Annotated in this window: 28 protein-coding genes and 1 tRNA gene; 5 read left to right on the top strand and 24 right to left on the bottom strand. The window is 72.9% G+C overall.

Annotated elements, in window-relative coordinates:
* Positions 1-2: 2 nt before the first annotated feature.
* The gene (locus ACK99Q_RS09240; protein ID WP_410185828.1) at positions 3-569 is read left to right on the top strand and encodes an N-acetyltransferase family protein; all 567 of its coding nucleotides are present in this window, start codon (positions 3-5) and stop codon (positions 567-569) included.
* Here ACK99Q_RS09240 and ACK99Q_RS09235 read toward each other — a convergent pair.
* The 13 genes from ACK99Q_RS09235 to ACK99Q_RS09175 form a co-directional block, all read right to left on the bottom strand.
* Complete coding sequence (locus tag ACK99Q_RS09235) at positions 559-1,509, bottom strand: DUF6226 family protein (protein ID WP_410185827.1); 951 nt, start codon at positions 1,507-1,509, stop codon at positions 559-561. The genes ACK99Q_RS09240 and ACK99Q_RS09235 overlap by 11 nt on opposite strands.
* Positions 1,472-2,188, bottom strand: a complete 717-nt coding sequence (locus ACK99Q_RS09230) for an ABC transporter ATP-binding protein (RefSeq protein WP_410185826.1) — start codon at positions 2,186-2,188, stop codon at positions 1,472-1,474. Before ACK99Q_RS09230 ends, ACK99Q_RS09235 begins: the two co-directional genes overlap by 38 nt.
* The gene (locus tag ACK99Q_RS09225; protein ID WP_410185825.1) at positions 2,185-3,327 is read right to left on the bottom strand and encodes an ABC transporter permease; all 1,143 of its coding nucleotides are present in this window, start codon (positions 3,325-3,327) and stop codon (positions 2,185-2,187) included. Before ACK99Q_RS09225 ends, ACK99Q_RS09230 begins: the two co-directional genes overlap by 4 nt.
* A gap of 76 nt (positions 3,328-3,403) precedes the next feature.
* The gene (locus tag ACK99Q_RS09220) at positions 3,404-3,976 is read right to left on the bottom strand and encodes a TetR/AcrR family transcriptional regulator (protein ID WP_410185824.1); all 573 of its coding nucleotides are present in this window, start codon (positions 3,974-3,976) and stop codon (positions 3,404-3,406) included.
* A gap of 7 nt (positions 3,977-3,983) precedes the next feature.
* Positions 3,984-6,791, bottom strand: coding sequence for an esterase-like activity of phytase family protein (locus ACK99Q_RS09215; RefSeq protein WP_410185823.1), 2,808 nt, complete (start codon positions 6,789-6,791; stop codon positions 3,984-3,986).
* A 61-nt stretch (positions 6,792-6,852) separates the two neighbouring features.
* Positions 6,853-8,475 carry a carbohydrate-binding domain-containing protein gene (locus ACK99Q_RS09210; protein WP_410185822.1) on the bottom strand — a complete coding sequence of 541 codons (1,623 nt, stop codon included), beginning with the start codon at positions 8,473-8,475 and terminating at the stop codon, positions 6,853-6,855.
* On the bottom strand, positions 8,472-9,206 hold the full coding sequence (locus ACK99Q_RS09205; RefSeq protein ID WP_410185821.1) for a polyphosphate polymerase domain-containing protein: 735 nt from the start codon (positions 9,204-9,206) through the stop codon (positions 8,472-8,474). The genes ACK99Q_RS09210 and ACK99Q_RS09205 overlap by 4 nt, the downstream gene beginning before the upstream one ends.
* The gene (locus ACK99Q_RS09200) at positions 9,203-9,745 is read right to left on the bottom strand and encodes a DUF4956 domain-containing protein (RefSeq protein WP_179423606.1); all 543 of its coding nucleotides are present in this window, start codon (positions 9,743-9,745) and stop codon (positions 9,203-9,205) included. The genes ACK99Q_RS09205 and ACK99Q_RS09200 overlap by 4 nt, the downstream gene beginning before the upstream one ends.
* 75 nt (positions 9,746-9,820) lie before the next feature.
* Positions 9,821-10,762, bottom strand: coding sequence for a zinc-binding alcohol dehydrogenase family protein (locus ACK99Q_RS09195; RefSeq protein ID WP_410185820.1), 942 nt, complete (start codon positions 10,760-10,762; stop codon positions 9,821-9,823).
* Positions 10,763-10,803: 41 nt separating this feature from the next.
* Positions 10,804-10,980, bottom strand: coding sequence for a 50S ribosomal protein L32 (rpmF, locus tag ACK99Q_RS09190; protein WP_410185819.1), 177 nt, complete (start codon positions 10,978-10,980; stop codon positions 10,804-10,806).
* Between the two features lie 30 nt (positions 10,981-11,010).
* Positions 11,011-12,093, bottom strand: coding sequence for a GTP-binding protein (locus ACK99Q_RS09185; RefSeq protein WP_410185818.1), 1,083 nt, complete (start codon positions 12,091-12,093; stop codon positions 11,011-11,013).
* Positions 12,090-12,212, bottom strand: a complete 123-nt coding sequence (ykgO, locus tag ACK99Q_RS09180; protein WP_179423598.1) for a type B 50S ribosomal protein L36 — start codon at positions 12,210-12,212, stop codon at positions 12,090-12,092. The genes ACK99Q_RS09185 and ykgO overlap by 4 nt, the downstream gene beginning before the upstream one ends.
* On the bottom strand, positions 12,209-12,469 hold the full coding sequence (locus ACK99Q_RS09175) for a type B 50S ribosomal protein L31 (RefSeq protein ID WP_410185817.1): 261 nt from the start codon (positions 12,467-12,469) through the stop codon (positions 12,209-12,211). The genes ykgO and ACK99Q_RS09175 overlap by 4 nt, the downstream gene beginning before the upstream one ends.
* A 58-nt stretch (positions 12,470-12,527) precedes the next feature.
* Between ACK99Q_RS09175 and rpmB the strand changes: the two genes are divergently transcribed.
* From rpmB to rpsN, 3 genes are read left to right on the top strand one after another with little or no spacing between them, the layout of a single operon-like run.
* A complete protein-coding gene (gene rpmB / locus ACK99Q_RS09170; RefSeq protein ID WP_410186080.1) occupies positions 12,528-12,764 on the top strand; it encodes a 50S ribosomal protein L28 in 237 nt (78 codons plus the stop codon).
* Complete coding sequence (gene rpmG / locus ACK99Q_RS09165) at positions 12,764-12,934, top strand: 50S ribosomal protein L33 (protein ID WP_395486204.1); 171 nt, start codon at positions 12,764-12,766, stop codon at positions 12,932-12,934. Before rpmB ends, rpmG begins: the two co-directional genes overlap by 1 nt.
* The gene (rpsN, locus tag ACK99Q_RS09160) at positions 12,934-13,236 is read left to right on the top strand and encodes a 30S ribosomal protein S14 (RefSeq protein ID WP_410185816.1); all 303 of its coding nucleotides are present in this window, start codon (positions 12,934-12,936) and stop codon (positions 13,234-13,236) included. Before rpmG ends, rpsN begins: the two co-directional genes overlap by 1 nt.
* Before the next feature lie 65 nt (positions 13,237-13,301).
* On the opposite strand, the gene ACK99Q_RS09155 is transcribed toward rpsN, so the two are convergent.
* The 6 genes from ACK99Q_RS09155 to ACK99Q_RS09130 form a co-directional block, all read right to left on the bottom strand.
* Positions 13,302-13,374 (bottom strand) — tRNA-Ala (locus ACK99Q_RS09155).
* A gap of 19 nt (positions 13,375-13,393) precedes the next feature.
* Positions 13,394-14,101: a histidine phosphatase family protein gene (locus ACK99Q_RS09150; RefSeq protein ID WP_410185815.1), complete on the bottom strand. Its 708-nt coding sequence runs from the start codon at positions 14,099-14,101 to the stop codon at positions 13,394-13,396.
* Positions 14,098-14,457, bottom strand: coding sequence for a ribosome silencing factor (rsfS, locus tag ACK99Q_RS09145; protein WP_269303085.1), 360 nt, complete (start codon positions 14,455-14,457; stop codon positions 14,098-14,100). Before rsfS ends, ACK99Q_RS09150 begins: the two co-directional genes overlap by 4 nt.
* Entirely contained in the window at positions 14,454-15,080 is a 627-nt protein-coding gene (nadD, locus tag ACK99Q_RS09140) for a nicotinate-nucleotide adenylyltransferase (protein WP_395486207.1), read from the bottom strand. Before nadD ends, rsfS begins: the two co-directional genes overlap by 4 nt.
* Before the next feature lie 2 nt (positions 15,081-15,082).
* On the bottom strand, positions 15,083-15,232 hold the full coding sequence (locus tag ACK99Q_RS09135; RefSeq protein ID WP_179423582.1) for a hypothetical protein: 150 nt from the start codon (positions 15,230-15,232) through the stop codon (positions 15,083-15,085).
* 13 nt (positions 15,233-15,245) lie between these two features.
* Positions 15,246-16,490 carry a glutamate-5-semialdehyde dehydrogenase gene (locus ACK99Q_RS09130; RefSeq protein WP_410185814.1) on the bottom strand — a complete coding sequence of 415 codons (1,245 nt, stop codon included), beginning with the start codon at positions 16,488-16,490 and terminating at the stop codon, positions 15,246-15,248.
* A 35-nt stretch (positions 16,491-16,525) separates the two neighbouring features.
* Here ACK99Q_RS09130 and ACK99Q_RS09125 point away from each other — a divergent pair, with 35 nt between their 5' ends.
* Positions 16,526-17,578: an FUSC family protein gene (locus ACK99Q_RS09125; protein WP_410185813.1), complete on the top strand. Its 1,053-nt coding sequence runs from the start codon at positions 16,526-16,528 to the stop codon at positions 17,576-17,578.
* On the opposite strand, the gene ACK99Q_RS09120 is transcribed toward ACK99Q_RS09125, so the two are convergent.
* From ACK99Q_RS09120 to obgE, 5 genes are all read right to left on the bottom strand, one after another.
* Positions 17,550-18,686, bottom strand: coding sequence for a serine hydrolase domain-containing protein (locus ACK99Q_RS09120; RefSeq protein WP_410185812.1), 1,137 nt, complete (start codon positions 18,684-18,686; stop codon positions 17,550-17,552). The two genes, ACK99Q_RS09125 and ACK99Q_RS09120, sit on opposite strands and share 29 nt — an antisense overlap.
* 22 nt (positions 18,687-18,708) lie before the next feature.
* Entirely contained in the window at positions 18,709-19,248 is a 540-nt protein-coding gene (locus ACK99Q_RS09115; protein WP_410185811.1) for a QsdR family transcriptional regulator, read from the bottom strand.
* A 57-nt stretch (positions 19,249-19,305) separates the two neighbouring features.
* Complete coding sequence (locus ACK99Q_RS09110; RefSeq protein WP_410185810.1) at positions 19,306-22,296, bottom strand: hypothetical protein; 2,991 nt, start codon at positions 22,294-22,296, stop codon at positions 19,306-19,308.
* Between the two features lie 62 nt (positions 22,297-22,358).
* Positions 22,359-23,444: a glutamate 5-kinase gene (gene proB / locus ACK99Q_RS09105; RefSeq protein WP_410185809.1), complete on the bottom strand. Its 1,086-nt coding sequence runs from the start codon at positions 23,442-23,444 to the stop codon at positions 22,359-22,361.
* Positions 23,441-25,024 (bottom strand): GTPase ObgE, encoded by a 1,584-nt coding sequence (gene obgE / locus ACK99Q_RS09100; protein ID WP_410185808.1) that lies wholly within the window; start codon positions 25,022-25,024, stop codon positions 23,441-23,443. The genes proB and obgE overlap by 4 nt, the downstream gene beginning before the upstream one ends.
* Positions 25,025-25,102: the final 78 nt, after the last annotated feature.

Here is a 25,102-nt window from a genome sequence, read left to right as displayed (position 1 = left end):
GCATGGCGATCGAGGTGCGCCCCGCCACGGAGTTCGAGGACGTCCGCACGATGGTGGGGCCCAAGCGGCCCGACTCCGACGTGTGCTGGTGCCTCAGCTACCGCGTGCCCGGCACGGTCAACCGCGAGCTGCACCGTCAGGCGCGCGGCGAGAAGGTCCGCGAGCTGATGGCTCAAGGTCCGCCCGGCGTGCTGGCCTACGACGGCGACGAGGTCGTGGGGTGGGCGGCGATCCACCCCCGGGCCGACACGTCGTTCGCCACGAACCGCAAGATCCCGCACGTCGACGACCTCGACGTCTGGAGCCTGTGGTGCGTCCGCGTCCGCCCGGGCCACCGCGGACAGGGCATCGCGCACCACCTCGTCGCGGGTGCCGTCGCGTACGCGCGGTCCGAGGGCGCCCCGGCGGTCGAGGCCTACCCGGTCGACAACGAGGGCGCGAAGGTCGACCTCACGATGGCCTACGTGGGCACCCGCGCCCTGTTCGAGCGCGCCGGCTTCACGAAGGTCGCCGACACCGACTCGGTCCTCAACCGGTTCCCGCGGGTGCTGATGCGCCTCAGCCTCTGAGCGGCCACGGACCCCAGCGACGCGGCGTCGTCGGCACGTCCACCGGCTCCGGGCTGCCGGACGACCAGCCTGCCTCGTAGCCCGAGTGCACCAGGTCGTCGTCGAACTCCACCTCGATCATCCACGGCACGTCGCCGCTGGGCCCGCTGCGCCACTCGCGCATCGTGCCCTCGACCAGCGCGAAGACCGCCCGCTCCAGCTCGTCGAGCAGGTCCGGAACGGATTCGTCGCAGGCGTCGCAGCCGCAGCCCGGCCACCAGTTTCGGTACCGCAGGCCGGCGGTGATCTCGACGCCGGGAAGTCCCGCCAGTGGGAGGAGCACGGTGATTGGCGTGCCGTCGCCCGACGTCGGCGTGAGCGTGATCCGGGTCCGTTCGCCCTCCGGGTTCTCGGTCCGCTCGACGTCGTACGTGCGCTCAAGGTGGCCGATGAGCGCCCGGGCAACCTCGACGACCGGCGCGAACCGCTCCGGATGCCGACAGGTGCTGTAGGAGTCCTCGGGCGGCTCCAGCCAGCGGGATCCGTACGCGATCGGACGTCCGTCGTCGTCGAGCCAGCTTCCGAGGTCCAGGCTCGGGCGCACGTAGTCCCAGAGCCGCGTCCGCGGCACGGGGAACGGCAGGACATGCGTCGCAGGATCGGCACCGACCACGGAGGCTCCGCCGAACGCGTCCTCCACGACCGTCACTCGGTCCGTGGTCACCTCGCCGATGCGCACGGCGACGATGGCGCCCTCGGCCGTGAGGAGCGTGTACTGGTCGGCCAGGTAGCCGATGCCGCGCTCCTCCAGCGCCTGCTCGGCCTCGTGCCAGTCGACGCCGGGCGCCGTCACCCGACGGCCGAGGAGGTCGTGGGCGATCACGTCGTCGCCCACGATCTCCAGCCAGCCGATCACCTCGCCGTCACCGCGTCGGTGCGGGATCCATCCGTCGGGCAGCATGGGGCAACTCTGTCAGAGTCCCGTCGACCATCTCCAGCACTCGGTCGCAGTGCCCGAGGACGTCGTGGTCGTGCGTGACCATGACGACGGCGACGTCCGCGTCGCGCGCCCGGTCGGCCAGGACCTGCACGACCTCGTGGCTGCGGCGGCGGTCGAGGGCCGCGGTCGGCTCGTCGACGAGCAGCAGCGAGGGGTCGTTCACGAGGGCGCGCGCGATGCCCACGCGCTGACGCTCGCCGCCCGACAGGTGGCCCGGACGGTGCTTCGCCCGGTGCGCCATGCCCACGGCGTCGAGCACGGGCGCGGGGTCCACGCCGCGGCGGCCGGACATCCGGCCTGCGAGCCGCACCTGGTCGGCCGCCGACAACGCGGGCAGCAGGTTGCCCGACTGGAACACGAAGCCGATGGTCGCGAGCCGGAACCGCGCCGCTGCTCCCTTCGACAGGGTCGAGAGGTCGGTGCCGTGCACGCGGACCGAGCCCGAGTCGGGCTGCGAGAGCGCGCCGGCGACCGCGAGCAGGGAGGACTTGCCCGAGCCGGACGGCCCCACGACGGCGACGAGCTCGCCGGGGCGCACGGTCAGCGAGACGCCGTCGAGCGCGCGCACGCGCGAGTCCCCGTCGCCGAGCTCCAGCGTGGCGTCGAGGATCTCCAGGGCCGGGGTGGTGTCGGTGGTCATCGTCGGCCTCCCAGGGCGGCGAGCGGGTCGATGCGGGTGATGCGCAGGACCGAGACGGCTGCGCCGAGCAGGCCGAGCACGATCGTGAGCGCGGAGGCGGCGGCGATCGGTCCGGCCTCGAGCTCGAACGGCATCGCGTCCGGCATGACCGCACCCATCGCCACGCCCGCGGCGACGCCGATGCCGGTGAAGACGACGAGGACGAGCGTGGCCTGGGCGAGGCTGTCGCGCAGCAGGTAGCGGCTGGAGGCGCCCATCGCGCGCAGCACCGCGAGGTCGCCGGCGCGCTGGATCGTCCAGACCGTGAAGAAGGCGCCCACGACGAGCGCGCAGATCACGTAGAGGAAGACCTGGATCATGCTGAGCGTCATCGTCTCGGCCTCGTAGCCGGGCGAGGCGCTGAACGACTCGGTGAGCGTCATGCTCGTCGTCCCGGCCTCCTCGTCGATCGCGGCGAGGTCCGGCTCGGCGCCGTCCTGCGCCCGCACGGCGATCGCGCTGAACAGCGGGTAGTCGGCCGCCGCGACCGTCGCCCCCGTCGGTGCGCCCGGCTGGACGGCGTTCGACCCGATGAGCTGCCATGTCGCCAGCGGCAGGTAGGCGACGTCGACGTGGCCGAACGTCGCCTGTCCCTCGGTGAACCCGACCACGGTCAGCTCCACGTCGATGCGGTCGAGCGTCACCACCGTGCCGATCGTGACGCCGTCGTCCTTCAGCGTCTCCGAGACGACGATGCCGTCGGGCGTGCCGAGGCCCTCGCCGCTCGACGTCGGCGGGGCGAGGACGCCCTCGGGATCGACGCCGAGCAGCGTGAGGTCGACCTGCTGGTCCTCGTCGGTCGTGGAGTTCACGATGCTGACGCCCATCGGCTCGGCCGCGTCGATCCCCTCGGCGTCACGCCACGGCGCGAGCTGGTCCTCCTCGAGGATCGAGCGGCTGAAGGCGTTGTCCTTCATCGTGCCCTCGTCGAAGGCGAAGGCGGTGACGGGCATCGCCTTGAGCCCGGACACGCCGTCGTTGACCAGGCCGGTGGACATCCCGGACAGCAGCACGACGAGCACGGAGATCAGCGAGATCACCGCGCCCATCAGGGCGAAGCGGCCACGGGCGAACCGCAGCTCGCGCAGCGCCAGGAACATGGGACTCCTCGGGATCGACACATCCCGACACTGTGTCGGGAAGATACCGACAGTGTGTCACTCGATTCCTGAGGCGCTACGCGCGGGGCAGTCCCGACTCCAGGAGCGCGACGACGTCCGCGGCGGTCGCCGCCGGATCCGCGCCGTGCTGGACGGCCTGCACGCCCGCGCCGAGGACGCCGTGCACGAGCGGCACGAACCGCGGGGGCGCACCGAGCTCGGCCGTCACCTCGCTCACCGGCCGCAACACCTCGTCGTGCAGCACCATGAGGTCGTCGAGCCGGGCCGGCGAGAACTCGGCCTGGCGCAGATGACCCTCCAGGTCGTGCTCGCCGTCGGCGGTCATCCGCATCGTGGTCTCGATGAGCGCCCGCAGCCGCGGCAGGCCGGGCTCGACGTCGCGGAGCGCCTCGGCGAGCGACGCGTTCCAGCGGCCGAACGCCTCGATCGCGACGGCCACCAGCAGGTCGTCCTTCGACGGGAAGTAGTCGTAGAAGCTCGACCGCGACATCCCCGCCCGCTCGGTGACCGTGCGCGGGTTGAGACCCGCGGCGCCACCCTCCTTCAGGACGGCCTCGGCGGCGCGCACCAACGCGGCACGCTGTGCTGCGCGGTGCGCGCCGACCGTGGGCGCGGAGATCTTGGGCATCGGCCCATTATGGCCTGACGGTGACCTTCCGGGGCGCCGACGTCGAGGCCTTCGTCTGCGTGGAGCCCACATAGACCGCGCGGATCCGCTGGCCACCGGTCGTGCGCAGCCGGACCGTGGCAACGGCCTTGCCGTTCCTCAGGCTCACGGTCTTCAGGACGCGTCCTCCGGACACGAACCGGACCCTCCCCGTCGGCACGTGGCCCGCGGCACGGACGGTCGCGACGACCTTGACCGGCTTGCCGCGCCTCACGCTCCCCTTCGCCGCGAGTGACGTCCGGCTCGCGGCCTTGACGACCGTGACGGTCACCGGCGTGCTCGTGGACGCCGCCGCCGAGGTCGAGCCCGCGAAGCGGGCCGTCAGGCGGTGCGTCCCGACCGCGAGGCGCGGCAGCGTGACCGTGGCCCTCCCGCCCGTCACCCGGGCCCGCGCCACGACCTTCGAGCCGTCGCGCAGCTCGACCGAGCCCGAGGTGGCCGCTCCCCCGAGCGTGACCGTGGCGGCCAGGCGCGCGCCGTACGCGGCACGCGACGCCGACACCTTCAGGCTCGTCGTCGTGGCGAGCTCCGCGCCGAACGCGTCGGTGGCCCGGCCCAGGCGCAGGAATACCGTCTCCCCGGTGGCGTCCTTGAGGCCGTCGTTGTCGGTCACGGCGTAGAGCGAGCCGTCGGCCGCGATCGTGAAGCCCTCGAGCTTCTCCTGCGTCCAGCCGTTGGTCGCCCGCAGCTGCGGGAGGACGTCGATGGCGAGTCGCTTCTCCACGACCGGCAGCTCGTCGGTGGAGTCCTTCGGGACCGAGAACGTGTAGATCCGCTTGTTCCGGGCGGCCGGGCCGTTGAGCTTGTCGCGCTCGATGACCGCGAAGGTGTCGTCGTCGATCGCGGTGATCTCCGACAGGCCCACCCAGTCGCCGCTGCCGCGCAGCGGGCTCTCCAGCTCGTAGCCGAGCCAGTGGAACGTGCCGTCCGCGACGTCGTACCGGCCGATCCGCACCACGTCCTCGCCGGCGAGCGGGCGCTGAAGGGCGAACCAGACGTGCTCGCCGTCGGCGTCGTTCGTGGCGGTCACGCCCTCGAGGCCCCACTTGCCCAGGCGCGCCGTGACATCGGCGGGCAGCGCGACGCGCTCCTGCACGGCGCCGGCGTCGTCGGTGCGCACGAGCACGTTGGCCGGGCCGGTCGCACCCTCGGAGGCGAGCCAGAAGCCACCCTGAGGGCGCTTGAACAGGCCCTCGATGTCGAGCGCGGCCGGAGCGCCGCCGTCCGTCACGGCCACCGAGTCGGTGATGCGAGCCGGAGTGGCCGAGACGTCGACCCGGTAGAGCGAGCCGTTCTTGATCACGGTGTCGGCCGCGGTCCACAGCGTCGTCGCGTCCTTCGGGTCGCCGGACAGCGCGCCGAGCGCCTGCCAGCCGATCGGCGCGCCGCTCTTGTCGTCCGACACGATCGACGGGAACGCCGCCCGGCCCGGCTTCCAGGAGTAGAGGCCCACGGTGGCGCGGACGCCGACGCTGGCGTCGTCCGTCTCGCTGGACACCGCGAAGAGGCCGCGCGACGGGATCGGCAGCAGGCCCTCGGGGCCGTTCGTCGTCGGCATGATCTGGACGAACTCCGGGTCGGCCGGATCGCTGACGTCGTACACGGCGACGAAGTTGCTGCGCTCGGAGCCGACGAAGGCGTACGGCGTGCCGTCGAACTCGGCGATCGCGAGGCCCTCCGGCTCGGCGCCCTTCTTGGCGGCCCGGTCGTCGTTGTGGAGGCCGTGCCTCACCGCGATCCGCTCGAAGGTGTTGCCGGCGTCCCACACGACGTCGCCGTCGGTGTCGAACACGGTCCAGCCGCGCGTGCCGCCCTTCCAGTCGCCCTCGTTGGCGGTGGCCAGGTGGTCGTCGCCGATCCAAGCGACGGCGTCGGGCTCACGCGGCGCGGCGGCCAGCGAGTCGGTCAGCGAGATCGCGCCGTCCTTCTTCGCATCGACGCCGCTGAGCGCCACCGAGCCGGCGCTGAAGGCCTTCTCGACCTCACCCGTGGCCGTGTCGATCAGCACGATGCCGTTGTTCTCCTGGAGGGTCACGGCGAGCGTGCCCTTCCCGTTGATGGAGACGTACTCCGGTTCGGGGTCGGTCGGCTCGACGATGCCGGCGGCGCCGAGCACCGCGGGGTCGAGGTCGACGCGGCGCAGGCTCCAGTCGGCCGGCGCGCCCTCGAGGTCGAGCAGCTGCACGAAGCCCGCCGGGGCCTGCGGCAGGTCGCCCTTCGCGCGGCCCGCCGGGGTCGCCTCCTCGTCGCGCTGGTTCTCGATCGCGATCGCCGCCACCGACTTCGCGGGGTCGAGGGCGATCGAGTCGGGCTGGCCGCCCAGGTCGATGCTGCGGACCCGCACGCCGTCGGACAGGCGGACGACGTCGAGGCGACCGCTCGGCTCGGTGAAGGACGCCGAGGTGTCGACGACCACGAGGACGTACTTCCCGACGATGCTCACCGAGGTGGGCTGGTCGTCGGCGTCGCCGAGCTCCTCCAGCGACAGCGAGCCCTCGCCGCGCGGCGACGACGGGTCGCTGATGTCGAGGAAGCCGATGCGCTTGCCGAGGGCATCGGTGTAGACGAGCGTCCGGCCGTCGTCGGACACCGCCGAGATCTCGGCGACCGTCTCGGCCGAGGCGGGGGTGCCCGCCGGGACGTTCTGGAACACGGGGTACGTCGCGACGCGGTGGAAGGACTTCTCGGGCGCCGCGTCCGCGGCAGCGGTGGTCAGGAGCGGGAGGGCCGTGGCCAGCACGGCGGTGCCGGCGAGGCACGCGAGGGAACGAGACACGGCGTCACCCTGACGGGCCCGGCCCAACTCCGGGCCGCGTCAGGCTGAACGCCGCGTGAACTCATTCCTGCCGGTCGGGTGGCGCCATGTCGCCGCCGGGACCACCGCCGGCCGGGCCACCGCCCCCGGGGCCGCCGCCCATGCCGCCGACGGTGGACTCCCCCGCCGTGACCGACGCGACCTGCTGGCCGTCGACCAGCACGGTGTACGTCCGCCCCGCCTCGATGTCGTCGTTCGCGACCACGAGGTTCGCGGCCGCCTTGGCGAGGGTGTGCGTCGCGACCTCTCGGCCGTCCTCGTCCTGCACGGTCACCTCGGCGCCGGCGGCCGCGGTGCCCAGGCTGGCCTGGAGCCAACCCTGCTCCGACCCGTCTGCAGGAGCCTCCGCCATGCCGGCGCTGCCGACCGCGACGAGCGATCCGCCGTCCACCGTCGTTCCGCCGGCGGCGTCGAGCGCACCGTTCCCGTCCCGGGTCGGTCCGTCGACGACGACCGTGCCGCCCGTGATCGTGCTGGTGCCGTTCGAGTCCAGTCCGTCGCCCTCGGCGTCCACCGTGACCGTGCCGCCCGCGATGACCGGCTCGACGCCGTCCTCGGCCGCCATCGACTCGCCCGAGCCGCTGGACGCGTTGATGCCGTCGTCCGTCGCCGTGAGGTCGACCATCCCGTCCGTGATGCTCACGACCGTGCCCTGGATCGCCTCCTCGGAGTCGTCGACCGTGACCTCGCCGCCGGAGATCGCGACGATCGCTCCGGCGTTGATCCCCTTCGGCGACGGGTCCTGCTCGTCCGCCGGGGCGGTCGCGGTGACGTCGAGCGAGCCCGAGACCACCAGCGCATCGGTCGTGGCCGAGATCCCGTCGTCGCCGACGTCGGCCGTCACCGTGGCGCCGTCGAGCAGGACGTAGCCCGTCCCGTCCTCGGTGTCGTCGTCCGACTTGAGGCCGTCGCCGCCGGCGCGGATCTCGATCGTGCCGCCGTCGAGGGCGAGGTAGTCCTTGCCGCGGATGCCGTCGTCGCCGGCCTCCACCGTGATCTCGCCGCCCAGCACCACGAGTCCGTCCTTCGACGTGATGCCGTCGGCCTCCTGCGAGGTCACCGACAGGGCGCCCGAGCCCGCGATCGTCAGGTCGTCCGACGACCACAGGGTCGCGTTCGCCGCGTCCTCCTCCTCGTCGTCCGCCGCCGAGCCCGCGCCGTCGGACAGGGCGTTCTGCGATCCGTCGGCCAGCACGACGGTCACCGCGTCAGCCTGCGTCACGACGAGGGGCGAGTCCGACTCCGACGTGATGTCGACGCCGTCGAGGACGAGCGTCACCTCACCGTCCCCCTCGCTCGACACAACGACGCGGCCGTCGTCGAGCGATCCGGAGAGCACGTACGTCCCGGCCGCGGAGATCGTCACCGTGTCGCCGTCGACCGTCGCCGCGCTCTCGTCCGAGCTGGTGGAGCCGCCGTCGGCGAGCGTGATGGTCGTGGCGCTCGCGGTGTCGACGTTGTCCTCGGCGTCGTCGCCGTCCGCGTGCGGCTCCGCGTTGTCGGCGAGGGCCTCCTGAGCCGTCACGGCTCCCGTGGTCGAGGTCGATCCCGCGGCGCCCTCCTCGCCACCGCACGCGGACAGCAGCAAGAGTCCGGCGGCGGCGGTGGACAGGGCGATGCGGTGCTTCCAGGTCGAGGTCTTCATCGGATCTCCTTGAGGACGCGCGCCCACTTCAGGCGCGGCAGGTCGGGGTCGAGCGCGGCCAGGCCGACCGCGAACTTCGAGAGGGTGGTGGGTCGGTGGCCCCGCCGCCACAGCAGCCGGTCGAACGCCGACGGGGTGGAGGGGCTCTTGGTCTCGACGATCGCGAGCCCCGGGCGCGCGAGGTGGGCGCCGCGGCCGCCGCGGAGGTCCGTCCAGCCGAGGTCGAGGTCGATCGTCACGCGGCTGCCCTCGGGCAGCAGCAGGGTGCGGCGTCGGTACGAGGTCACCACGACCGGCCGCAGGTCGGCGGCCGTCACGCCCGTGATCCGGCCGACCGCCAGGGCCGCGTCGACGAACGCCGCGTCGAGCCCGGGGTGCTCGATCCGCTCCTTCACGGTGGTGCCGCGCGGGCCCGGGACCTTCGCCTCGAGCCACGTCGTCCCGGTGTCCTCGTAGGACCGGGAGCGCACCTTGAACCGCCGACGGCGTCCCCGGCCCGCGAGGTGGAACGCCGCGAGGTCGGCGGTGTCGAAGTAGGTGGAGCGGTACGCGAAGGCGCGCCGCCCGTCGATCTCCAGCTCGCGCGTCCCCAGAGGAGCGGCGTCCAGCAGCGCGGCCACCTCGTCCGCCGGGACCAGGTACTTCCGGTCGACCCGCGTCAGCAGCGCGGCGTCCTCGACGAGCTCGTCCAGCCCGATCGGCGCGAGCCGCTCGGGGGCCACGAGCGTCATCGGGCGCCACCGTGGACGACGAGCGTGGTCGTGTCGTTGACCAGGTCGGTGCGCCGGACCTCGATCCTCGCCGGCTCGGCGCCCAGCAGCGCCTCGAGGTGCGCGGCCAGCTCGCCGCGATCGGTGATGGCGCGGTCGATCACGAGCTCCTGCCGGCTGCCACCGGTCGTGAAGCGCTGGTGATCGCCGACCCACAGCACGGCGAGCAGCGCCACCATGAGGGCCGGCGCGAGCCACGAGTCGGCCGGCGCGAGGCCGCCCAGCAGCCCCAGGGCGAGGGCCACGAAGTAGTACGCGACCTCACGCTGCGAGAGCTCCTCCGACCGCAGCCGGATGATCGACAGCACGCCGAAGATGCCCAGGCCGAGGCCGGCGCTGACGCCACTCGAGGACAGCACCGCCGCCACGGCGAGGACGCCGACGTTGACCGCGAGGTACGCCACGACGAGCTCGCGGCGGCCGCCGCGTGGAAGGAACAGGACGAAGACCATCACCGCGACGGCGACGAGGTCGGCTGCGTAGCCCAGGTAGGAGTTCATGGTGAACAGCAGACCAACGGCACGTCAGCCGTCCATGTGGGCTCGTTGTGCGCCTGCTGTGGGCGCGGGCGTGCGTCAGGGCACGAGGACGATCTTGCCCCGCACGCCGCCCTGCTCGCTGAGGCGATGCGCCTCGACCGCCTGGTCGAGCGGCAGCACCGTCCCGATCTCGACCTCGAACGAGCCGGCGGCGATGAGCGGAAGCACGACGCCGAGCGCCTCGTTCCGCCAGCCCTGCTGCTCGGGTGTGAGCGGCTCGGGCGAGCCGCCGGACCACGCCTGCAGGCCGAGCTCGTGGTACTGCGCGCCCTGGACGATCGTGCCGATGCGGGTGCGGTCGACGAGCTCGAGGCTGGCCTCCAGGGCCTCCTCGGTGCCGGCGCAGTCCAGCGAGACGGTGTAGCCCTCGGGCGCCGCCTCGCGCAGTCGGTCCAGCAGACCGTCGCCGTACGTCACGGGGATCGCGCCCAGCTCGCGCAGGCGGTCGTGGTTGGCCTCGCCGGCCGTCGCCACGACCTGCGCGCCGCGGGAGCGCGCCAGCTGGATCGCGGCCTGGCCGACGCTGCCCGAGCCACCGTGCAGGAGCAGGCGGTCGCCCGTCTCCACGCCCAGAGAGTTCAGCACCTGGTAGGCCGTGGAGACCGGCACGCCGAGCGCCGCGGCCACCTCGAAGTCGACGCCCGCGGGGAGCGCCGTGAGGTTGGCCGGGTCGGCCAGCACGTGGGTGGCGTAGGTGCCCTGCGTGTTCTGCAGGACCACCTCGTCGCCCGGCCCGCAGCCGTCGACGCCCTCGCCGACCGCCACGATGACGCCCGCGCCGTCGAAGCCCACCCGTCGCGGCTCCTCGAACGGGGGCGACGGCCGGATGCCGGCCCGCAGCTTCGTGTCGATCGGGTTCACGCCGGCGGCCCGGATGCCGACGAGCACCTGGCCCTCGCCGGGCAGGGGCTCGGGTCCCTCCGTCACCTCGAGGACCTCGGGTCCGCCGGTCTGGGTGTACGTCACGTAGCGCGCCATGCGACCAGTCTGGCGCAGACGCCCAGCGGCCGGGGACCGTCTCAGCCGCGGCGGTCGAGGTCGAGCAGGCCCCGGTGCGCCGCCTTCACGAGTCGGCGCGGCACGCGGTGGACGCGACCGTCGATCTCGACCGGGACGAGGTCGGCCGCCGTCGCCTTCCACGACGAGCGGCGGTGACGGGTGCTGCTGCGGGACAGCTTGCGCTTGGGAACGGCCATGACGGCTCCTTCGGAGGGGGTGTGGTCGGGTCAGGCGGCGCGGCGGATCGGACCGAGCCAGGCTTCGAAGCCGTCCTCGGTCACCTCCCAGTACGGGCCGCGCTCGTGCATCTCGGCATCGGTCAGCACGCAGGCGGCGAAGGCGCGCTCGAGGTCCTCACGGCCGTCGTCCACGCCGACGACCGTGATCCGGGTGAGCGGGCGGGCGCGGCCCCAGGACTCGGTCGAGCCGACGCTGAGCTGTCCGCCGGCACCGTCCCAGACGCAGACCTGCCCGGGGCGCGACGGCAGCCAGAAGCAGCCGCGCGAGCGACGCGGACCGCCGCCGAGGACGGCGATCGCGTCGCGGAGCCGCTCGGGGTGGAACGGCCGGTCGGACGTGAGGTCCAGCACCCAGGCGGCCTCGAGGTCGCGGTCGGGCAGCGCGTCGCGCCGCACCTCCGCGACCCACGACTCGTTCGCACGGTGGTCGTGCACGCCCACGACGAGCGGCCGGGCGTCGACCTGGCTGAACGACTCCACGACCGCGGCGCCGGGCCGCACGAGCGCTTCGAGGACCTCGCGCTCCTCGGCGTCGAGCGCGTCCCCGACCGCCACGACGTCGGCGTACTCGACCATCGCGCAGGCGACCTCGGCCACGCCGCGGCTGTCGTCGGCGCGCACCGCGAGGTCGCGCTCGTTGACCAGGTCGTCGCCCAGCAGGTCGTCGAGCAGGGTGTCGCTCGACAGGGCCACGAGTGACGCGGCGATGCGCACGTGCGGCACCTGGTGGGGCGCCCAGCCGATCACCCGGCAGACCTGCACCGCCTCCGCCGTGACGGGCAGCTGGGCGATGATGGTCTCCCAGCGGCCGTCGGCGCCGAGCCGCTCCAGCGTCGGCACGACGTCCTCGCGGATCGCGCAGCTCACACAGGCGTGCTCGACGTCGATCTCGGTCCGCTCGACGACCCCCGTGGCGTCGCTGACAATCCGCCACAGGACCTCGCGCTCGGGGTCGATGACGTGGCGCACCGAGACCGCGCGCGGCAGGTCCCACTGCAGGGCGATCGCCGCGGCGGCCATGGGCTCGTCCTCGACGCCGCTGACGAGGACCACGGGCACTGCCGGCGTCATCCCTGTCGCGCCTTCAGCCGCGGGTTGCGCTTGTTGATCACGTACGTGCGCCCGCGGCGGCGGACGACCTGCGACCCGGGCTGGTCCTTCAGCGACCTCAGTGAGTTGCGCACCTTCATCGGCTCGCTCCTTCCTTGGGGGTTCCGTAGCGGCGTCGGAAGCGCTCGACGCGGCCCTCGGTGTCGACGACCCGGCCGCGGCCCGTCCAGAACGGGTGGCTGGCGCTCGAGATCTCCACGTCGACGACCGGGTAGGTCACGCCGTCGACCTCGAGGCGCTCGTCGCTCGTGAGGGTCGAGCGGGTCAGGTAGGTCGTTCCGGCCGACTTGTCCCGGAAGACCACGGGCTCGTAGGTGGGATGGATGTCCTTCTTCACGGTCTCCTGCTAACGTCGTAGTTGACAATGATTATCATTCTACATCATGGAGGTGCGCATGTCGCGTGTCTGCCAGGTCACCGGCGCCCAGCCGGGATTCGGCTATCGGGTCTCCCACTCCCACCGCCGCACGAAGCGACGGTTCGACGTCAACGTCCAGACGAAGCACTACTGGGTGCCGAGCCTGAACCGCCGCGTCACACTCACCCTCAGCGCCCGCGGGGTCAAGACGGTCGACCGCCGCGGCATCGATGCGGTCGTCGCCGACCTGCTCGCCCGAGGGGTGAGGGTCTGATGGCGCGGCGCGGCCACGACGTCCGTCCGATCGTGAGGCTCCGGTCGACGGCTGGGACCGGATTCACCTACGTCACGCGCAAGAATCGGCGCAACGACCCCGACCGGCTCCTGCTGCGCAAGTTCGATCCCGTCGTCCGCCGGCACGTCGACTTCCGGGAGGAGCGCTGATGGCGAAGCGGTCGAAGATCGTCGCGAACGAGCGCCGCCGGCAGGTCGTGGCGCGTCATGCCGCTCGTCGGGCCCAGCTGAAGGAGGCCGTCCGGACGGCCGTCACCCCGGACGAGGTCCGCGCGGCGGTGCGCGCCCTGGCCCGGCTCCCCCGCGACGCCAGCCCCGTCCGCGTCCGCAAACGCGACCAGGTCGACGGGCGTCCGCGCGGGCACGTGGGCAAGGCGGGACTGTCGCGGATCCGGTTCCGCGAGGCGGCCCACCGCGGCGAGCTGCCGGGGATCACGAAGTCCAGCTGGTAGGCGTCGCCACCACCCGGAAAAGCAGCAGGTCCGGATCCTCGGTGAGGATCCGGACCTGTGTCCTGTGGAGCATAGGAGATTCGAACTCCTGACCTCTTCCATGCCATGGAAGCGCGCTACCAACTGCGCCAATGCCCCTCTAACAACCTCCGTAAGATTACACGGCCGGTGCCGAGTTGCCCAAACCGGGGTCGGGTTCGTCGGCCTCGTCGTCCGACATGACCGGCTCGGGCAAGGATCCGGAGTTCCACTCCGAGAGGCGCCACTGCGACCACTCCTCGTAGCGGGCCTCCTGCAGCACCGACCAGTGGCAGTTCGACAGGCCGCCGAACTGGCGCCACGACTCCTCGGCGATGCCCAGGAACGACAGGATGCCCGTGCGCAGGACGGCACCGTGGGCGACGACCACGAGGGTCTCCCCCAGCGGCAGCGCGTCGAGGTGGTCGCGCAGCGCCACCTCCAGGCGGGCACCGGCCTGGGCGTGCGTCTCGGCGCCCTCGATGCGGGTCTCGTCGCCGTCGGCCCATGCCTGCATCTCGGCCGGGAACCGCTCCCACGACTCGCGCCACGTCAGTCCCTCGCGGGCGCCGAACGCGAGCTCGCGCAGCCGCGGGTCGAGCTCGACCTCCAAGCCCGTGCGGTCGGCGAGCGCCTGCGCCGTGTCGGCGGCACGTGACAGGTCGGAGCTGACGATCCGCACGGGACGCAGCGACGCCAGACGGGCCGCGGCGTCGACGGCCTGCTGGCGGCCGACCTCGTCGAGCGGGATGTCGGTCTGGCCCTGCACGCGGCCGGCCACGTTCCACTCGGTGCGCCCGTGCCGCCACAGGATCACGCGGCGACCGGGGTTGAAGCCGGGCTTCACGACAGCTTCAGGTCGATGGTCGGGCAGTCGCTCCAGAGCCGCTCGAGGGCGTAGAACGCGCGCTCCTCGGAGTGCTGGACGTGCACGACGATGTCGCCGTAGTCCATGAGGATCCAGCGCGACTCGCGCTGGCCCTCGCGGCGGATCGTCTTGGCGCCGATCTCGAGCAGCTTCTCCTCGATGGAGTCCTTGACGGCGTTCATCTGCGGCTGGTTCGACGCCGAGCACAGCAGGAAGACGTCGGTGATGGCCAGCTGCTCGGAGACGTCGAAGGCGATGATGTCGGCCGCCTGCTTGTCGGCGGCGGCAGCAGCAGCGGCACGAGTCAGTTCGATCGCGCGATCGGTGGCGGTCATGAGGGGTCCTTCGGTGGGTCGTGGGGTTGGTAGAGGCCGTGCTTGCCGATGTACTGGACGACGCCGTCGGGCACGAGGTACCAGACCGGCTCGCCGCTGTGCACGCGTGCGCGGCAGTCGGTGGAGCTGATCGCCAAGGCCGGGATCTCGACCAGCGTCACCCGCTCCTTCGGCAGGCCCTCCAGGGTGGACTCGTCCATCTCGTGGCCGGGTCGCGTACAGCCGACGAAGTGCGCCAGCTCGAACAGCTCGCCGTGGTCGCGCCACGTGAGGATCGCGGCCATCGCATCGGCGCCGGTGATGAAGTAGAGCTCGTCGTCCGGGTACGTCGCGGCCAGCTCGCGCAGCGTGTCGATCGTGTAGGTCAGGCCGGCGCGGTCGATGTCCACACGGCTCACCCGGAAGCGCGGGTTGGCGGCCGTGGCGATGACCGTCATCAGGTAGCGGTCCTCGGGCGGCGAGACGTCGCGGTCGGTCTTCTGCCAGGGCTGGCCCGTGGGGACGAACAGGACCTCGTCGAGGTCGAACCACGACTGCACCTCGCTGGCGGCAACGAGGTGTCCGTGGTGGATGGGATCGAACGTGCCGCCCATCACGCCGATGCGGCGGCGACGGTCGGTCATGCTCAGGTGTGCTCGCGACCCAATCCGAACAGGAACGTGATGAGCAGCAGCAGCATCAGGACTCCGAGGGCGATGCCGCCGACCACCCAGTGGTTGATCGCGGCCTCGCCGTGTTCGGCCACTTCCTCGGCGGCCAGCATCAGATCGAGCATGGGCGACAATCTATCAGCGCGTCTGACCGGTGCCGGTCACCACGTAGGTGGTCGTGGTCATCTCGGTCAGGCCCATGGGCCCGCGGGCGTGCAGCTTCTGCGTGGAGATGCCGATTTCGGCGCCGAACCCGAACTCCCCGCCGTCGGTGAACCGGGTGGAGGCGTTGACCATCACGGCGGCCGAGTCGACGCCCATCGTGAAGCGCCGGGCGGCGTCGAGCGAGCGCGTGACGATCGCCTCGGTGTGCCCCGAGGTGTAGCGGCGGACGTGGTCGACGGCCTCGTCGAGCGAGTCCACCACGCGCGCCGCGATCTGCGCGTCGAGGTACTCGGTGGCGTAGTCGTCCTCGGTGGCCTCGTCGACTCCGTCGAACGCGCCGAACGCCGTGTCGCCGTGGATCGCGACGCCGCGGTGCTGGAGCTCCTTCACGACGCGCGGCAGGAACTCGTCGGCGACCGCTCGGTGCACGAGCAGCGACTCGGCGGCGTTGCACACGCTGTTGCGCTGGGTCTTGGAGTTGAGGACGATGTCCAGCGCCATGTCGAGGTCGGCGTCAGCGTCCACGTAGACGTGCACGTTGCCCGTGCCGGTCTCGATGACGGGCACGGTGGACTGCTCGACGACGGTGCGGATGAGGCCGGCGCCGCCGCGCGGGATGACGAGGTCGACCAGGCCGCGTGCGGTCATGAGGTCGGTTGAGGTGCTGCGGTCCTCGGCGCTGATCGCCTGGATCACGTCGGCGGGCAGACCGGCCGAGGCGACGGCGTCGCGCATGATCTCGACGATGACGGCGTTCGAGCGTCGGGCGGAGCGCGAGCCGCGCAGCAGCGACGCGCTGCCGGCCTTGAGGCAGATCGCCGCGGCGTCGGCGGTGACGTTCGGGCGGCCCTCGTAGATCATGCCGATGACGCCCATCGGCACGCGGATCTGCTGGAGCTGCAGGCCGTTCGGCAGGGTCGAGCCGCGCACGACCTCGCCGATCGGGTCGGGCAGGGCGGCGATGTCGCGCACGCCCTGCGCGAAGGCGGCCACGCGGTCGGCGTCGAGCGCGAGCCGGTCGATGACGTTCTCGGGCGTGCCCTCGGCGCGCGCCTCGGCCACGTCCTCGGCGTTCGCCGCGACGATGCGGTCGGTGCCGGCGACGAGCGCCTCGGCCATCGCGGTCAGTGCCGCGTCCTTGTCCTTGCGCGTCGCGAGCGCCAGCACGCGCGCGGCGTCGCGCGCGCGTCTTGCGGCCTCACGGACCTCGGTACCCATGCGGCGAGTCTAGTGGCGCGAACTAGGCTCGGGAGGTGCCCTCGCCCGACTCGCCACTGCGCCGGTCGTGGCGGTCACTGACCGAGTTCGCGCCGCACGGCCACGCCCACTGGATCGCGCTGCGGGCCGGCGTCAGCTTCGGCGTCCCGCTGCTCCTGCTCTGGGCGATCGGTCGCCTCGACCTCGCCCTGCCGGCCACCTTCGGAGCCTTCACCGCGCTGTACGGGCGGGCGAACGCCTACCGGTCCCGCGCGGCCATGCAGACCTCCGCCGCGACGGTGCTCGTCGCGGCCGTCGCGCTGGGCACCACGCTCGCCGCCGCGGAGGCCGGGCCCTGGGTCCTCGTGCTGGCGCTCACGGCGGCGGCCGCGCTCGCCACGCTCGCATCGATCGCGTGGTCGTGGCACCCGCCGGGCGCCCTCTTCCCCGTCTTCGCCGTGGGTGCTACGTCCAGCACCGGCGCCGCCCAGAGCGAGATCCTGCCCCACGTGGCCGTGGCCGCGACGACCGCGGTGCTGGCTCTCGTGGTGGGCTCGCTCGGCGCCCTCACGCCGTCGCGCCGCCGACCGCGATCAGCCTGGGACGCGCCCCTGCACCGCGCGCTGCGCAGTGGGCGCACGCTCGAGGAGGTCGCGCGGGTCGCCCTCGTCGTCGGCGCGGCGGGCGCCGCCGCCGTCGCGCTCGAGCTCGGGCACGCCTACTGGGCGGCGGTCGGCGCGGCGGCGGTCGCGTCCGGGCCCAGCACGGGTCACCAGGTCCTGCGCGGCCTGCACCGCGCCGTCGGCACGACGGTCGGCGTGGTCGTCGCGGGCGGGCTGCTCGCTCTCGAGCCGAGCCCGCTCGCGACGATCCTCGTCGTGATCGTCCTCCAGGTGGTCGCCGAGCTGCTGGTGGGTCGCAACTACGCCGTCGCTCTCGTCGCGATCACGCCGTGCGCCCTGCTGATGGTGAGCCTCGGCTCGGACGCCCCGGCCTCCACCCTCGTGTTCGACCGGGTGGTCGACACCGTGCTCGGCGTCCTGGTCGGACTCGCGATCGTGCTGGCCTGGGACCGCCGGCTCACCGCACGGCGGCGAGGATCTCGGTGATGTATCCCGCGGAGCGCTCCGAGCCGATGATCCCGGGCGCCATCTTGTTCATGACGTAGGAGAAGGTGAGCCCACGGTCCGGGAGCATCACGGTCATCGAGCCGCCCCAGCCGCCCCAGAAGCAGATCCGCTCGTCCGGGAGGTACGGCAGCGTCTCCAGCTCGGGCAGGGCGAAGCCGATGCCGAACCGCAGCGGCACGCCCAGCACGAGGTCGACGCCGTGCGACTGCTCGCGGAAGATCTGGTCGATCGTGCCCTTCGACAGCAGCCGGACCCCGTCGACCTCTCCCCCGCGCGACACGACCGAGAACGTGCGCGCCAGGGCGCGGGCGTTCGTGTGCCCGTTGAGCGCGCCGAGCTCGGCCCGGCGCCACGGGATCGTGTTCGCGGCGTTCGCGTCGGCCACCGGCCCCGTGAACGTCTTGACCATCGGCGAGTCCATCGCGACGGCGCTCAGGTCGATGTCCAGCGGCGGCGGGGGCACGATCTCGGCGATGCGGTCGTCGTCCTGCTCGGTGGCACCGATCTGCAGGTCGACGCCGAGCGGGCCCGCGATCTCCTCGGCCACGAACTGCGTGAGCGTGCGGCCGCTGACCCGCCGGACGATCTCGCCGAGCAGGTGGCCCTGGTTCTGCGCGTGGTAGCCCGAGGCGGTGCCCGGCTCCCACCACGGCGCCTGCTCGGCCAGGCGCGCCGTGGAGGCCTCGCGGTCGAACATGTCCTCCAGCACGAACGGCTGCTCCCAGCCCGAGACGCCCGACGTGTGCGACATGACGTGCCGGACGAGCACGCCCTCCTTGCCGTTCTGGGCGAACTCGGGCCAGTACGTGGCCACCGGCGCGTCGAGGTCGACCAGTCCGCGCTCCACCAGCACGAGGACGGCCAGCGCGGAGATCTCCTTCGTGGTGGACCAGACGTTCACGATCGTGTCGCGGTCCCACTCGCGGGTGCGGGCGACGTCGGCGTGCCCGCCCCAGAGGTCGACGAGGGTCTCGCCGTCGAGGTCGACGGCGATCGCGGCGCCGAGCTCCTCGCCGGACTCGAGGTTCGCGGCGAACAGATCGCGCAGGCGGTCGAAGCGGGGGTCGGCTGTTCCGTGGGGGGTCATGTCTCTCTCTCTTTCCTTCCGGTCACCCGAGCAGGGCGACGAAGACCTGGTACGCCGCGTCGGCGTCGGGGGTGCCGCCCGTGATGAGGTCGGCGTAGATGAACGACTCGGCCACCCGGACGACGACGAACGCGAGCTCGTCGGCCGGCAGGTCGACGGGGCCGGCCGGCTCGGTCTCGATGAGCTCACGCACGAGGGTGAGCATCCGGGCCTGGTTGGGCTGCTCGGACGTGGTGAGGATGCGCAGCGCCCGGGCGGGGTCGCGGTGCAGGAACGCACGGAACCACGCCTCGTCGATCAGCAGCTGCACGTAGGCCCGCAGGACGCGCGCGGCCCGGTGCTCGGTACCCGGCGGGTGCGCGGCGACGACCCGCGGCCAGGCGAGGTGCTCGGTGGTCTCCCACAGCGCGTCGGCGACCAGTCGGTCACGACGGCCCACGCGCCGGAACACCGTGCTGCGGTCGACGCCCACCTCGGCCGCGACCTTGCCCACGTCGACCGGCTCGCCCGCGATCAGCGCGTGGCGGGCCGCTCGCACGAGATCCTGCCGCGTCTGGTCCACGTCCCGCATCCTGCCGTATGACGTGGGTCACATGCAATGTTTTTCAGATTTGATGCATCAGGTCGGTGGGAGCGCGTCCGCCCGGGCCGGATCCGCCGGGGAGACGTGCACGGGCTCCCCCGTCCACGCCGCGATGGCCGCGCGGTACTCCGGCGAGTGCTGGTACCCGCCGTGCGTCATCACGAGGGAGCCGGGATCGCCCGAGCCCGCGGGTCGCACCTCGAGCGTCGGGACGTCGAACACCGCGTGGTCGCGGTCGGAGTAGACGCGGTAGCCGAGCGGGTCGCCGCGGCGGAACAGGTTCACCCAGTGCGTCGGATCTGCGAGCTGGTACCGCAGGCCGGTCGTCTCGGGCTGGGCCTGGGGGCGCCCGTCGGGCACGTCCGGCCAGGCCTCGTCCAGCCGCGTCGGCCCGGGCGTCGGCACGTAGCCGAGAGCCGACGGGCCCGCCGCCGCGGGGAACACCCGCCCGTAGATCGCGCGCACCTGGCTCCCGTACGTCAGCAGCCGCAACCGCGGCGCCTGGCCGTTGAGGCGGCACGCCACGGCCACGCAGATGAGCGAGCCCTGGCTGTGGCCGGACAGGACGACCGCACGGCGGGGGTCGTCCCCGAGCGCCCAGCGCGCCCGGGCCGTGATCTCGGGGACGACCCGCTCGGCGTAGCAGGGCGGCGCGAAGGGATGGGCCGCCCGCGGCCAGAACGTCGTGACGTCCCACAGGATGCCCACGTTGCGGCGTGCCGTGGGCGATCGCCGGACGCGCGCCCCGGCCATCATGAGGCCGATGCTGCCGAGCAGCGCGACGTAGAGCGAGATCGTCGCGAGCGGCCGCAGCCCCGGGTAGACCGACCACGGCGCCCGCCCTCCCGACGAGAGCGCGAGCGTCGCCACGGCGAGGGCCGTCGTCACCATGCCCGAGCAGTCCAGGAGGCGCTCGGCCCGGTGCGCCAGGCCCGCGGCGAGGCGGGCGTCGGTCACGCCGTCGCGGTCCTGCGACGGCACCTGGAGGCTGTCGCGGCCGACCAGCCCGCGGATCGCGGGACCCGCCTTCGTCCGGTAGCGGACCACCATCACGACGGTCAGCAGCCCGCCAAGGACGAGCATCGACGACTGCATGAGCGGGGTCCACACGAGCACCTGGGGCACGACGATCGGCGTCTGCGGCGGGTCGGAGACCTTGAGCGCCACCTTCCCGTCGGCGGCCTTGACGCGGAGGCACGGCACGAGTGCGTCGTCGCGGACGCAGGAGGGCGAGACGTCGAGGGCGCCGGCGGTGCGGAAGCCCTTCGACTCCCCCGTGCACGGCTCCTGCGCCGGGTAGGCGGGGTCGTCGGCGCGGCCGAAGCACGACCCGACCAGCCGGACCGTCCGCGTGCCCGGCGGCAGCACGAGGACTGCCCGGTCGACCAGGGTCGATGCCAGGGAGTACGAGGCGACCCCGTCGCTCTCACGGGACAGCGCATCGGAGCGGATCGTGCCGTGGGTGACCCGGACCGCGCCGCTCTCCAGCACGATGCGCGCGCCCTGGAGCCGGATGTCGCCCGACAGCGCCAGCCGCCGCTCCCCCTGGGCCGAGACGGGCGAGCGCTCGTTGCGGACGGTGATGAGGTCGGCCACGGTCTGGGTGTCGCCGTTGAGGAAGTTCGCCGCGGCCACGGCACCCGCCGAGGTGAACAGCAGGGCCACCATGGTGGCGGCTCCGAGCATCACCGAGGCCCCGGCACCACCCCAGGCCACGCGGCGGTTCCGCTCCTTGCGGCTGCGGTTCCGGTGGAACATCAGCAGCACGACCCACGCCGCGACCGTCTCGGCCGCGAGCACCCAGGCGGGCACGAGCCAGCCGGACGCCACGACGAGCAGGACGCCGAGGACGACGACGCACGTCCACCGCAGCCGCACCCGGCCGCCGACGAACACGATGACGTGCACGATCGTCAGCAGGACGAACAGGCCGATGAACCACAGGTTCGAGCCGTACCAGGCCAGGTCCTGCTGCGCGAAGGGCAGCTCGACCGTCCACAGCACCGCCAGGTGCGCCACCACGACGCCGAGGGCGACCCAGGCCAGAGCGTCGAGCGGCAGCCGCCGCATCAGCCGGCCCGGGCCCGTCCACGGGAAGACCCGGCGGCTGAGCCGGCCCTGGTGCGGCCGGTCGCGGTACTCGAGGTCGTCCTGGTCCACCGCCATCGTCCGCAGCACGACGACCGCCATGATCACGGCCGCCGCCACCGTCGTCGGCCACACCCGGAACGGCCCCTCCCGCACCAGCACGTGGATCCCGGTGAACAGCACCACGGTGGTCAGGCCGGCGGCCACGTGCAGGCGCTGCAGCCGTCGGGTGCGCTGCTCGCCCCGCCACATCAGCGGGTGCTCGAGGATGCTGGCACGGGGCCGACCGCGCTCCTCGTCGGTCATCGTCACGTCCGCCTCGTGCACGGCGGCCTCGTACCGAGCGAGGCTCTGGAACGACAGCGCCACGAGCGCGAGCAGGGCACCGAGTGGGACGAGTGACATCACCGCGATCCGGGCGCCCGCCGAGAGCCCGGCCACCCGGTCGAGCGCGTCCGGCAGGACGGGGCAGGCCACGGCGTTCGCGCGGAAGCACTGCCAGGCGACGAGGTCGATCGCGACGAAGCAGACCGTCAGCATCGCGATCACGGTGAGCAGCAGGGCGCTCAGCCGGACCGCGCGCATCCCCCAGCGCGCCTGACCGCTGTCCTCCCCCGCCTGCGTGCGGGCCCAGAACGCGAGGTTCACCAGCGCGAACGGGAGCAGCACGAGCCACAGGACCCGGGTCACCCAGCCGAGGACGCCGCGCACGCCCGACGTGAGCTCGCCCCACGAGTAGGCCTCGAGCGCCATGCCGCGCGGCAGCGTGCGCAGGGGCGGGTCGGCCCCGTCGCGGATGCGGTAGAAGCCCGTCCGCCCGTCACCGGCGACCTGGACGACCTCGTCGGCCGGGACGCCGAGCATCGAGTCCGTCGGCGTGCCGCGCACGCCGTGCACGCGCAGCTCCATCACGACCGTGCTGGCGTCCTGACCGGACATGACCGACCTCCTGGGGTGACCGTGTCACCGAAGGAGAGTCACGGGCAAGCCCGCGTGATGCGTCAGGGCACCAGGATGAGGTCGTCGCGGTGGATGACCGCGCGCTCGCGCTCGGGCCCGTGCTCGGCGGCGAGCTCGGCCGTGGAGCGGCCCAGCATGCCGGGCAGCTCGTCGCTGTCGTAGTTGACCAGACCGCGTGCGATGACGGCGCCGTCGGGATCGACCACGTCGACGGGGTCGCCGGCGGAGAAGTCGCCCTCCACGCCCACGATCCCGGCGGCCAGCAGCGAGGCGCCGCGGTCGACCAGGGCCCGCCGGGCGCCGGCGTCGAGGAGGAGGCGGCCCCGGGTCTCGCTGGCGTGCGCGAGCCAGAGCAGGCGTGTGCCGCGGCGCTTGCCGGTGGGCTCGAACAGCGTGCCGACGGGCTCGCCCTCGACGGCCTCGACCGCACGCGCGGCCGAGGTGAGGCGGACGGGGATCCCGGCGGCGGTGGCGATCCGGGCCGCGTCGAGCTTCGTGACCATGCCACCGGTGCCCACCGCCGAGCCGACGCGCGCGACGTCGATGCCGGCGAGGTCGGCCTCGGAGCGCACCGTCGTGATCGGCCGGGAGTCGGGCAGGTCCGGGTGGCCCGTGTAGAGGCCGTCGACGTCGGACAGCAGGATCAGCTGGTCGGCGTGGACGAGGTGGGCCACGAGGGCGGCCAGCCGGTCGTTGTCGCCGAAGCGGATCTCGGAGGTGGCGACCGTGTCGTTCTCGTTGACGACCGGCACGACGCCGAGCTCGAGCAGCTTCGCGAACGTCTGGTGGGCGTTGCGGTAGTGACTCCGCCGCGTGACGTCGTCGACCGTGAGCAGCACCTGGCCGACGACCAGGCCCGCGGCCGCGAAGGCCTCGGAGTAGTGAGCGATCAGCGCGCGCTGACCCACGGCGGCCGCGGCCTGCTGCGTGGGCAGGTCGCGGGGACGGCGCGGCAGGCCGAGAGGACCGAGACCGGCGGCGATGGCGCCGGACGAGACGAGGACGACCTCGTCACCGCGGGCACGCACCGTGACGACGGCGTCGACGACCGTGCCGATCCGGTCGGGGTCGAGGTGTCCGTCGGGCGTCGTCAGCGACGAGGAGCCGACCTTGACGACGACCCTCACCGGGCATCCTCGTCGTCGAGCTCGTCGTCGCCGGGGTACTCCTCACCGATCGTCCAGTCCTCGAGGACCGTGCTGGGGTCGAACGGCTCGGGCTCGCGACCCTCCGCGCGCAAGGCTGCCGCCTCGAGCTCCCAGGCGCGCCGGGCCGCGAGCAGCTCGCGGCGCTCGGCGTTGGTGCGACGCGTGCTCTGGTCGAGGCGCAGGTCCTCGCCGCGACGGCCGAGCACCTCGGCACCGGCCGTGATCGTGGGATCGAAGTCGAAGACGACCTCGTCGCGACCGACCTCGCCGGCGTGCGCGGCACCGATGACGATGTCGTCACCGGCCTGGGCGCCCAGGCCGAGCAGCTCGTCCTCGACGCCGAGGCGGTTGAGCCGGTCGGCGAGGAAGCCGACGGCCTCGTCGTTGCTGAAGTCGGTCTGGCGCACCCAGCGGGCGGGCTTCTCGCCGACGACGTGCCAACGACCGTCGATCTTGCGGACCTCGAACTCGCGGCCCACGCCCGAGGGCGCCGGCGGGCGCAGCACGATGCGGGTGGCCTCGCGCTTCGGCTCGGCGGCGCGACGCGCGGCGACGATCTCGGCCATCGCGAACGACAGCTCGCGCAGGCCCGCATGGCTGGCCGCGGAGACCTCGAACACGCGCAGGCCGCGCTCGCGCAGCTCGCCGATCACGAACTCGGCGATCTGGGCGGCGTCGGGGACGTCGGTCTTGTTGAGGGCGACGAGTCGGGGACGGTCGCTGAAGTCGACGTCGGCGTACTCGCCGTAGCGCGCGAGCTCGGTCTCGATCACGTCGAGGTCGCTGAGCGGGTCACGGCCGGGCTCGACGGTGGCGCAGTCGATGACGTGCACCAGCGCGGCGCAGCGCTCGACGTGGCGCAGGAAGTCGTGGCCGAGGCCGCGGCCCTCGCTGGCGCCCTCGATGAGGCCGGGCACGTCGGCGACGGTGAAGGTGGTGTCGCCCGCGCGCACGACGCCGAGGTTCGGCACCAGCGTGGTGAACGGGTAGTCCGCGATCTTGGGACGGGCGCGCGAGAGCGAGGCGATGAGGCTGGACTTGCCGGCCGAGGGGAAGCCGATGAGGCCGATGTCGGCCACGACCTTGAGCTCGAGCGTGACCGTGCGCTCCTCGCCGGGCTCGCCCTTGAGCGCGAAGCCGGGCGCCTTGCGCTTGCTGGAGGCCAGCGCAGCGTTGCCCAGACCCCCGCGACCGCCGGCCGCGATGACCAGGGAGGTGCCGGCGCCGACCAGGTCGGCCAGCACCTCGCCGGACTCGTCACGGATCACGGTGCCGTCCGGGACCTTCAGGACGAGGTCGTCGCCGTTGGCGCCGTTGCGGTTCGAGCCCGCGCCGGGTGCACCGCTGGTGGCCTTGCGGTGGGGCTCGTGGTGGTAGTCGATCAGCGTGGTGACGTCGGACGCGACGACGAGGACGACGTCGCCGCCGTGACCGCCGTTGCCGCCGTCGGGACCACCGAGAGGCTTGAACTTCTCGCGGTGGACCGACGCGACGCCGTGCCCGCCGTTGCCGCCCGAGACGTGCAGGGTCACCTGGTCAACGAACGTGGGGATCGCCATGGGTGTCTCCTGGATGCGTCTGGGTGGGGCACGAGGCCCCGAGGGGGAAATGAGAAAGGGGCAGCCCGCATCAGCGGA

This window comes from Aeromicrobium sp. MLTX1, assembly GCF_046452335.1.
Classification (GTDB): Bacteria; Actinomycetota; Actinomycetes; order Propionibacteriales; family Nocardioidaceae; genus Aeromicrobium.
Note: the sequence above shows the minus strand (reverse complement) of the source record. Positions and strands in the feature narration are given on the sequence as shown.

Coding starts and splice junctions, on each gene's coding strand:
- ACK99Q_RS09240 (WP_410185828.1), top strand. CDS start 3: ATGGCGATCGAGGTGCGCCCCGCCACGGAGTTCGAGGACGTCCGCACG.
- ACK99Q_RS09235 (WP_410185827.1), bottom strand. CDS start 1,509: ATGCTGCCCGACGGATGGATCCCGCACCGACGCGGTGACGGCGAGGTG.
- ACK99Q_RS09230 (WP_410185826.1), bottom strand. CDS start 2,188: ATGACCACCGACACCACCCCGGCCCTGGAGATCCTCGACGCCACGCTG.
- ACK99Q_RS09225 (WP_410185825.1), bottom strand. CDS start 3,327: ATGTTCCTGGCGCTGCGCGAGCTGCGGTTCGCCCGTGGCCGCTTCGCC.
- ACK99Q_RS09220 (WP_410185824.1), bottom strand. CDS start 3,976: ATGCCCAAGATCTCCGCGCCCACGGTCGGCGCGCACCGCGCAGCACAG.
- ACK99Q_RS09210 (WP_410185822.1), bottom strand. CDS start 8,475: ATGAAGACCTCGACCTGGAAGCACCGCATCGCCCTGTCCACCGCCGCC.
- ACK99Q_RS09205 (WP_410185821.1), bottom strand. CDS start 9,206: ATGACGCTCGTGGCCCCCGAGCGGCTCGCGCCGATCGGGCTGGACGAG.
- ACK99Q_RS09200 (WP_179423606.1), bottom strand. CDS start 9,745: ATGAACTCCTACCTGGGCTACGCAGCCGACCTCGTCGCCGTCGCGGTG.
- ACK99Q_RS09195 (WP_410185820.1), bottom strand. CDS start 10,762: ATGGCGCGCTACGTGACGTACACCCAGACCGGCGGACCCGAGGTCCTC.
- rpmF (WP_410185819.1), bottom strand. CDS start 10,980: ATGGCCGTTCCCAAGCGCAAGCTGTCCCGCAGCAGCACCCGTCACCGC.
- ACK99Q_RS09185 (WP_410185818.1), bottom strand. CDS start 12,093: ATGACGCCGGCAGTGCCCGTGGTCCTCGTCAGCGGCGTCGAGGACGAG.
- ykgO (WP_179423598.1), bottom strand. CDS start 12,212: ATGAAGGTGCGCAACTCACTGAGGTCGCTGAAGGACCAGCCCGGGTCG.
- rpmB (WP_410186080.1), top strand. CDS start 12,528: ATGTCGCGTGTCTGCCAGGTCACCGGCGCCCAGCCGGGATTCGGCTAT.
- rpmG (WP_395486204.1), top strand. CDS start 12,764: ATGGCGCGGCGCGGCCACGACGTCCGTCCGATCGTGAGGCTCCGGTCG.
- rpsN (WP_410185816.1), top strand. CDS start 12,934: ATGGCGAAGCGGTCGAAGATCGTCGCGAACGAGCGCCGCCGGCAGGTC.
- rsfS (WP_269303085.1), bottom strand. CDS start 14,457: ATGACCGCCACCGATCGCGCGATCGAACTGACTCGTGCCGCTGCTGCT.
- nadD (WP_395486207.1), bottom strand. CDS start 15,080: ATGACCGACCGTCGCCGCCGCATCGGCGTGATGGGCGGCACGTTCGAT.
- ACK99Q_RS09135 (WP_179423582.1), bottom strand. CDS start 15,232: ATGCTCGATCTGATGCTGGCCGCCGAGGAAGTGGCCGAACACGGCGAG.
- ACK99Q_RS09130 (WP_410185814.1), bottom strand. CDS start 16,490: ATGGGTACCGAGGTCCGTGAGGCCGCAAGACGCGCGCGCGACGCCGCG.
- ACK99Q_RS09120 (WP_410185812.1), bottom strand. CDS start 18,686: ATGACCCCCCACGGAACAGCCGACCCCCGCTTCGACCGCCTGCGCGAT.
- ACK99Q_RS09110 (WP_410185810.1), bottom strand. CDS start 22,296: ATGTCCGGTCAGGACGCCAGCACGGTCGTGATGGAGCTGCGCGTGCAC.
- obgE (WP_410185808.1), bottom strand. CDS start 25,024: ATGGCGATCCCCACGTTCGTTGACCAGGTGACCCTGCACGTCTCGGGC.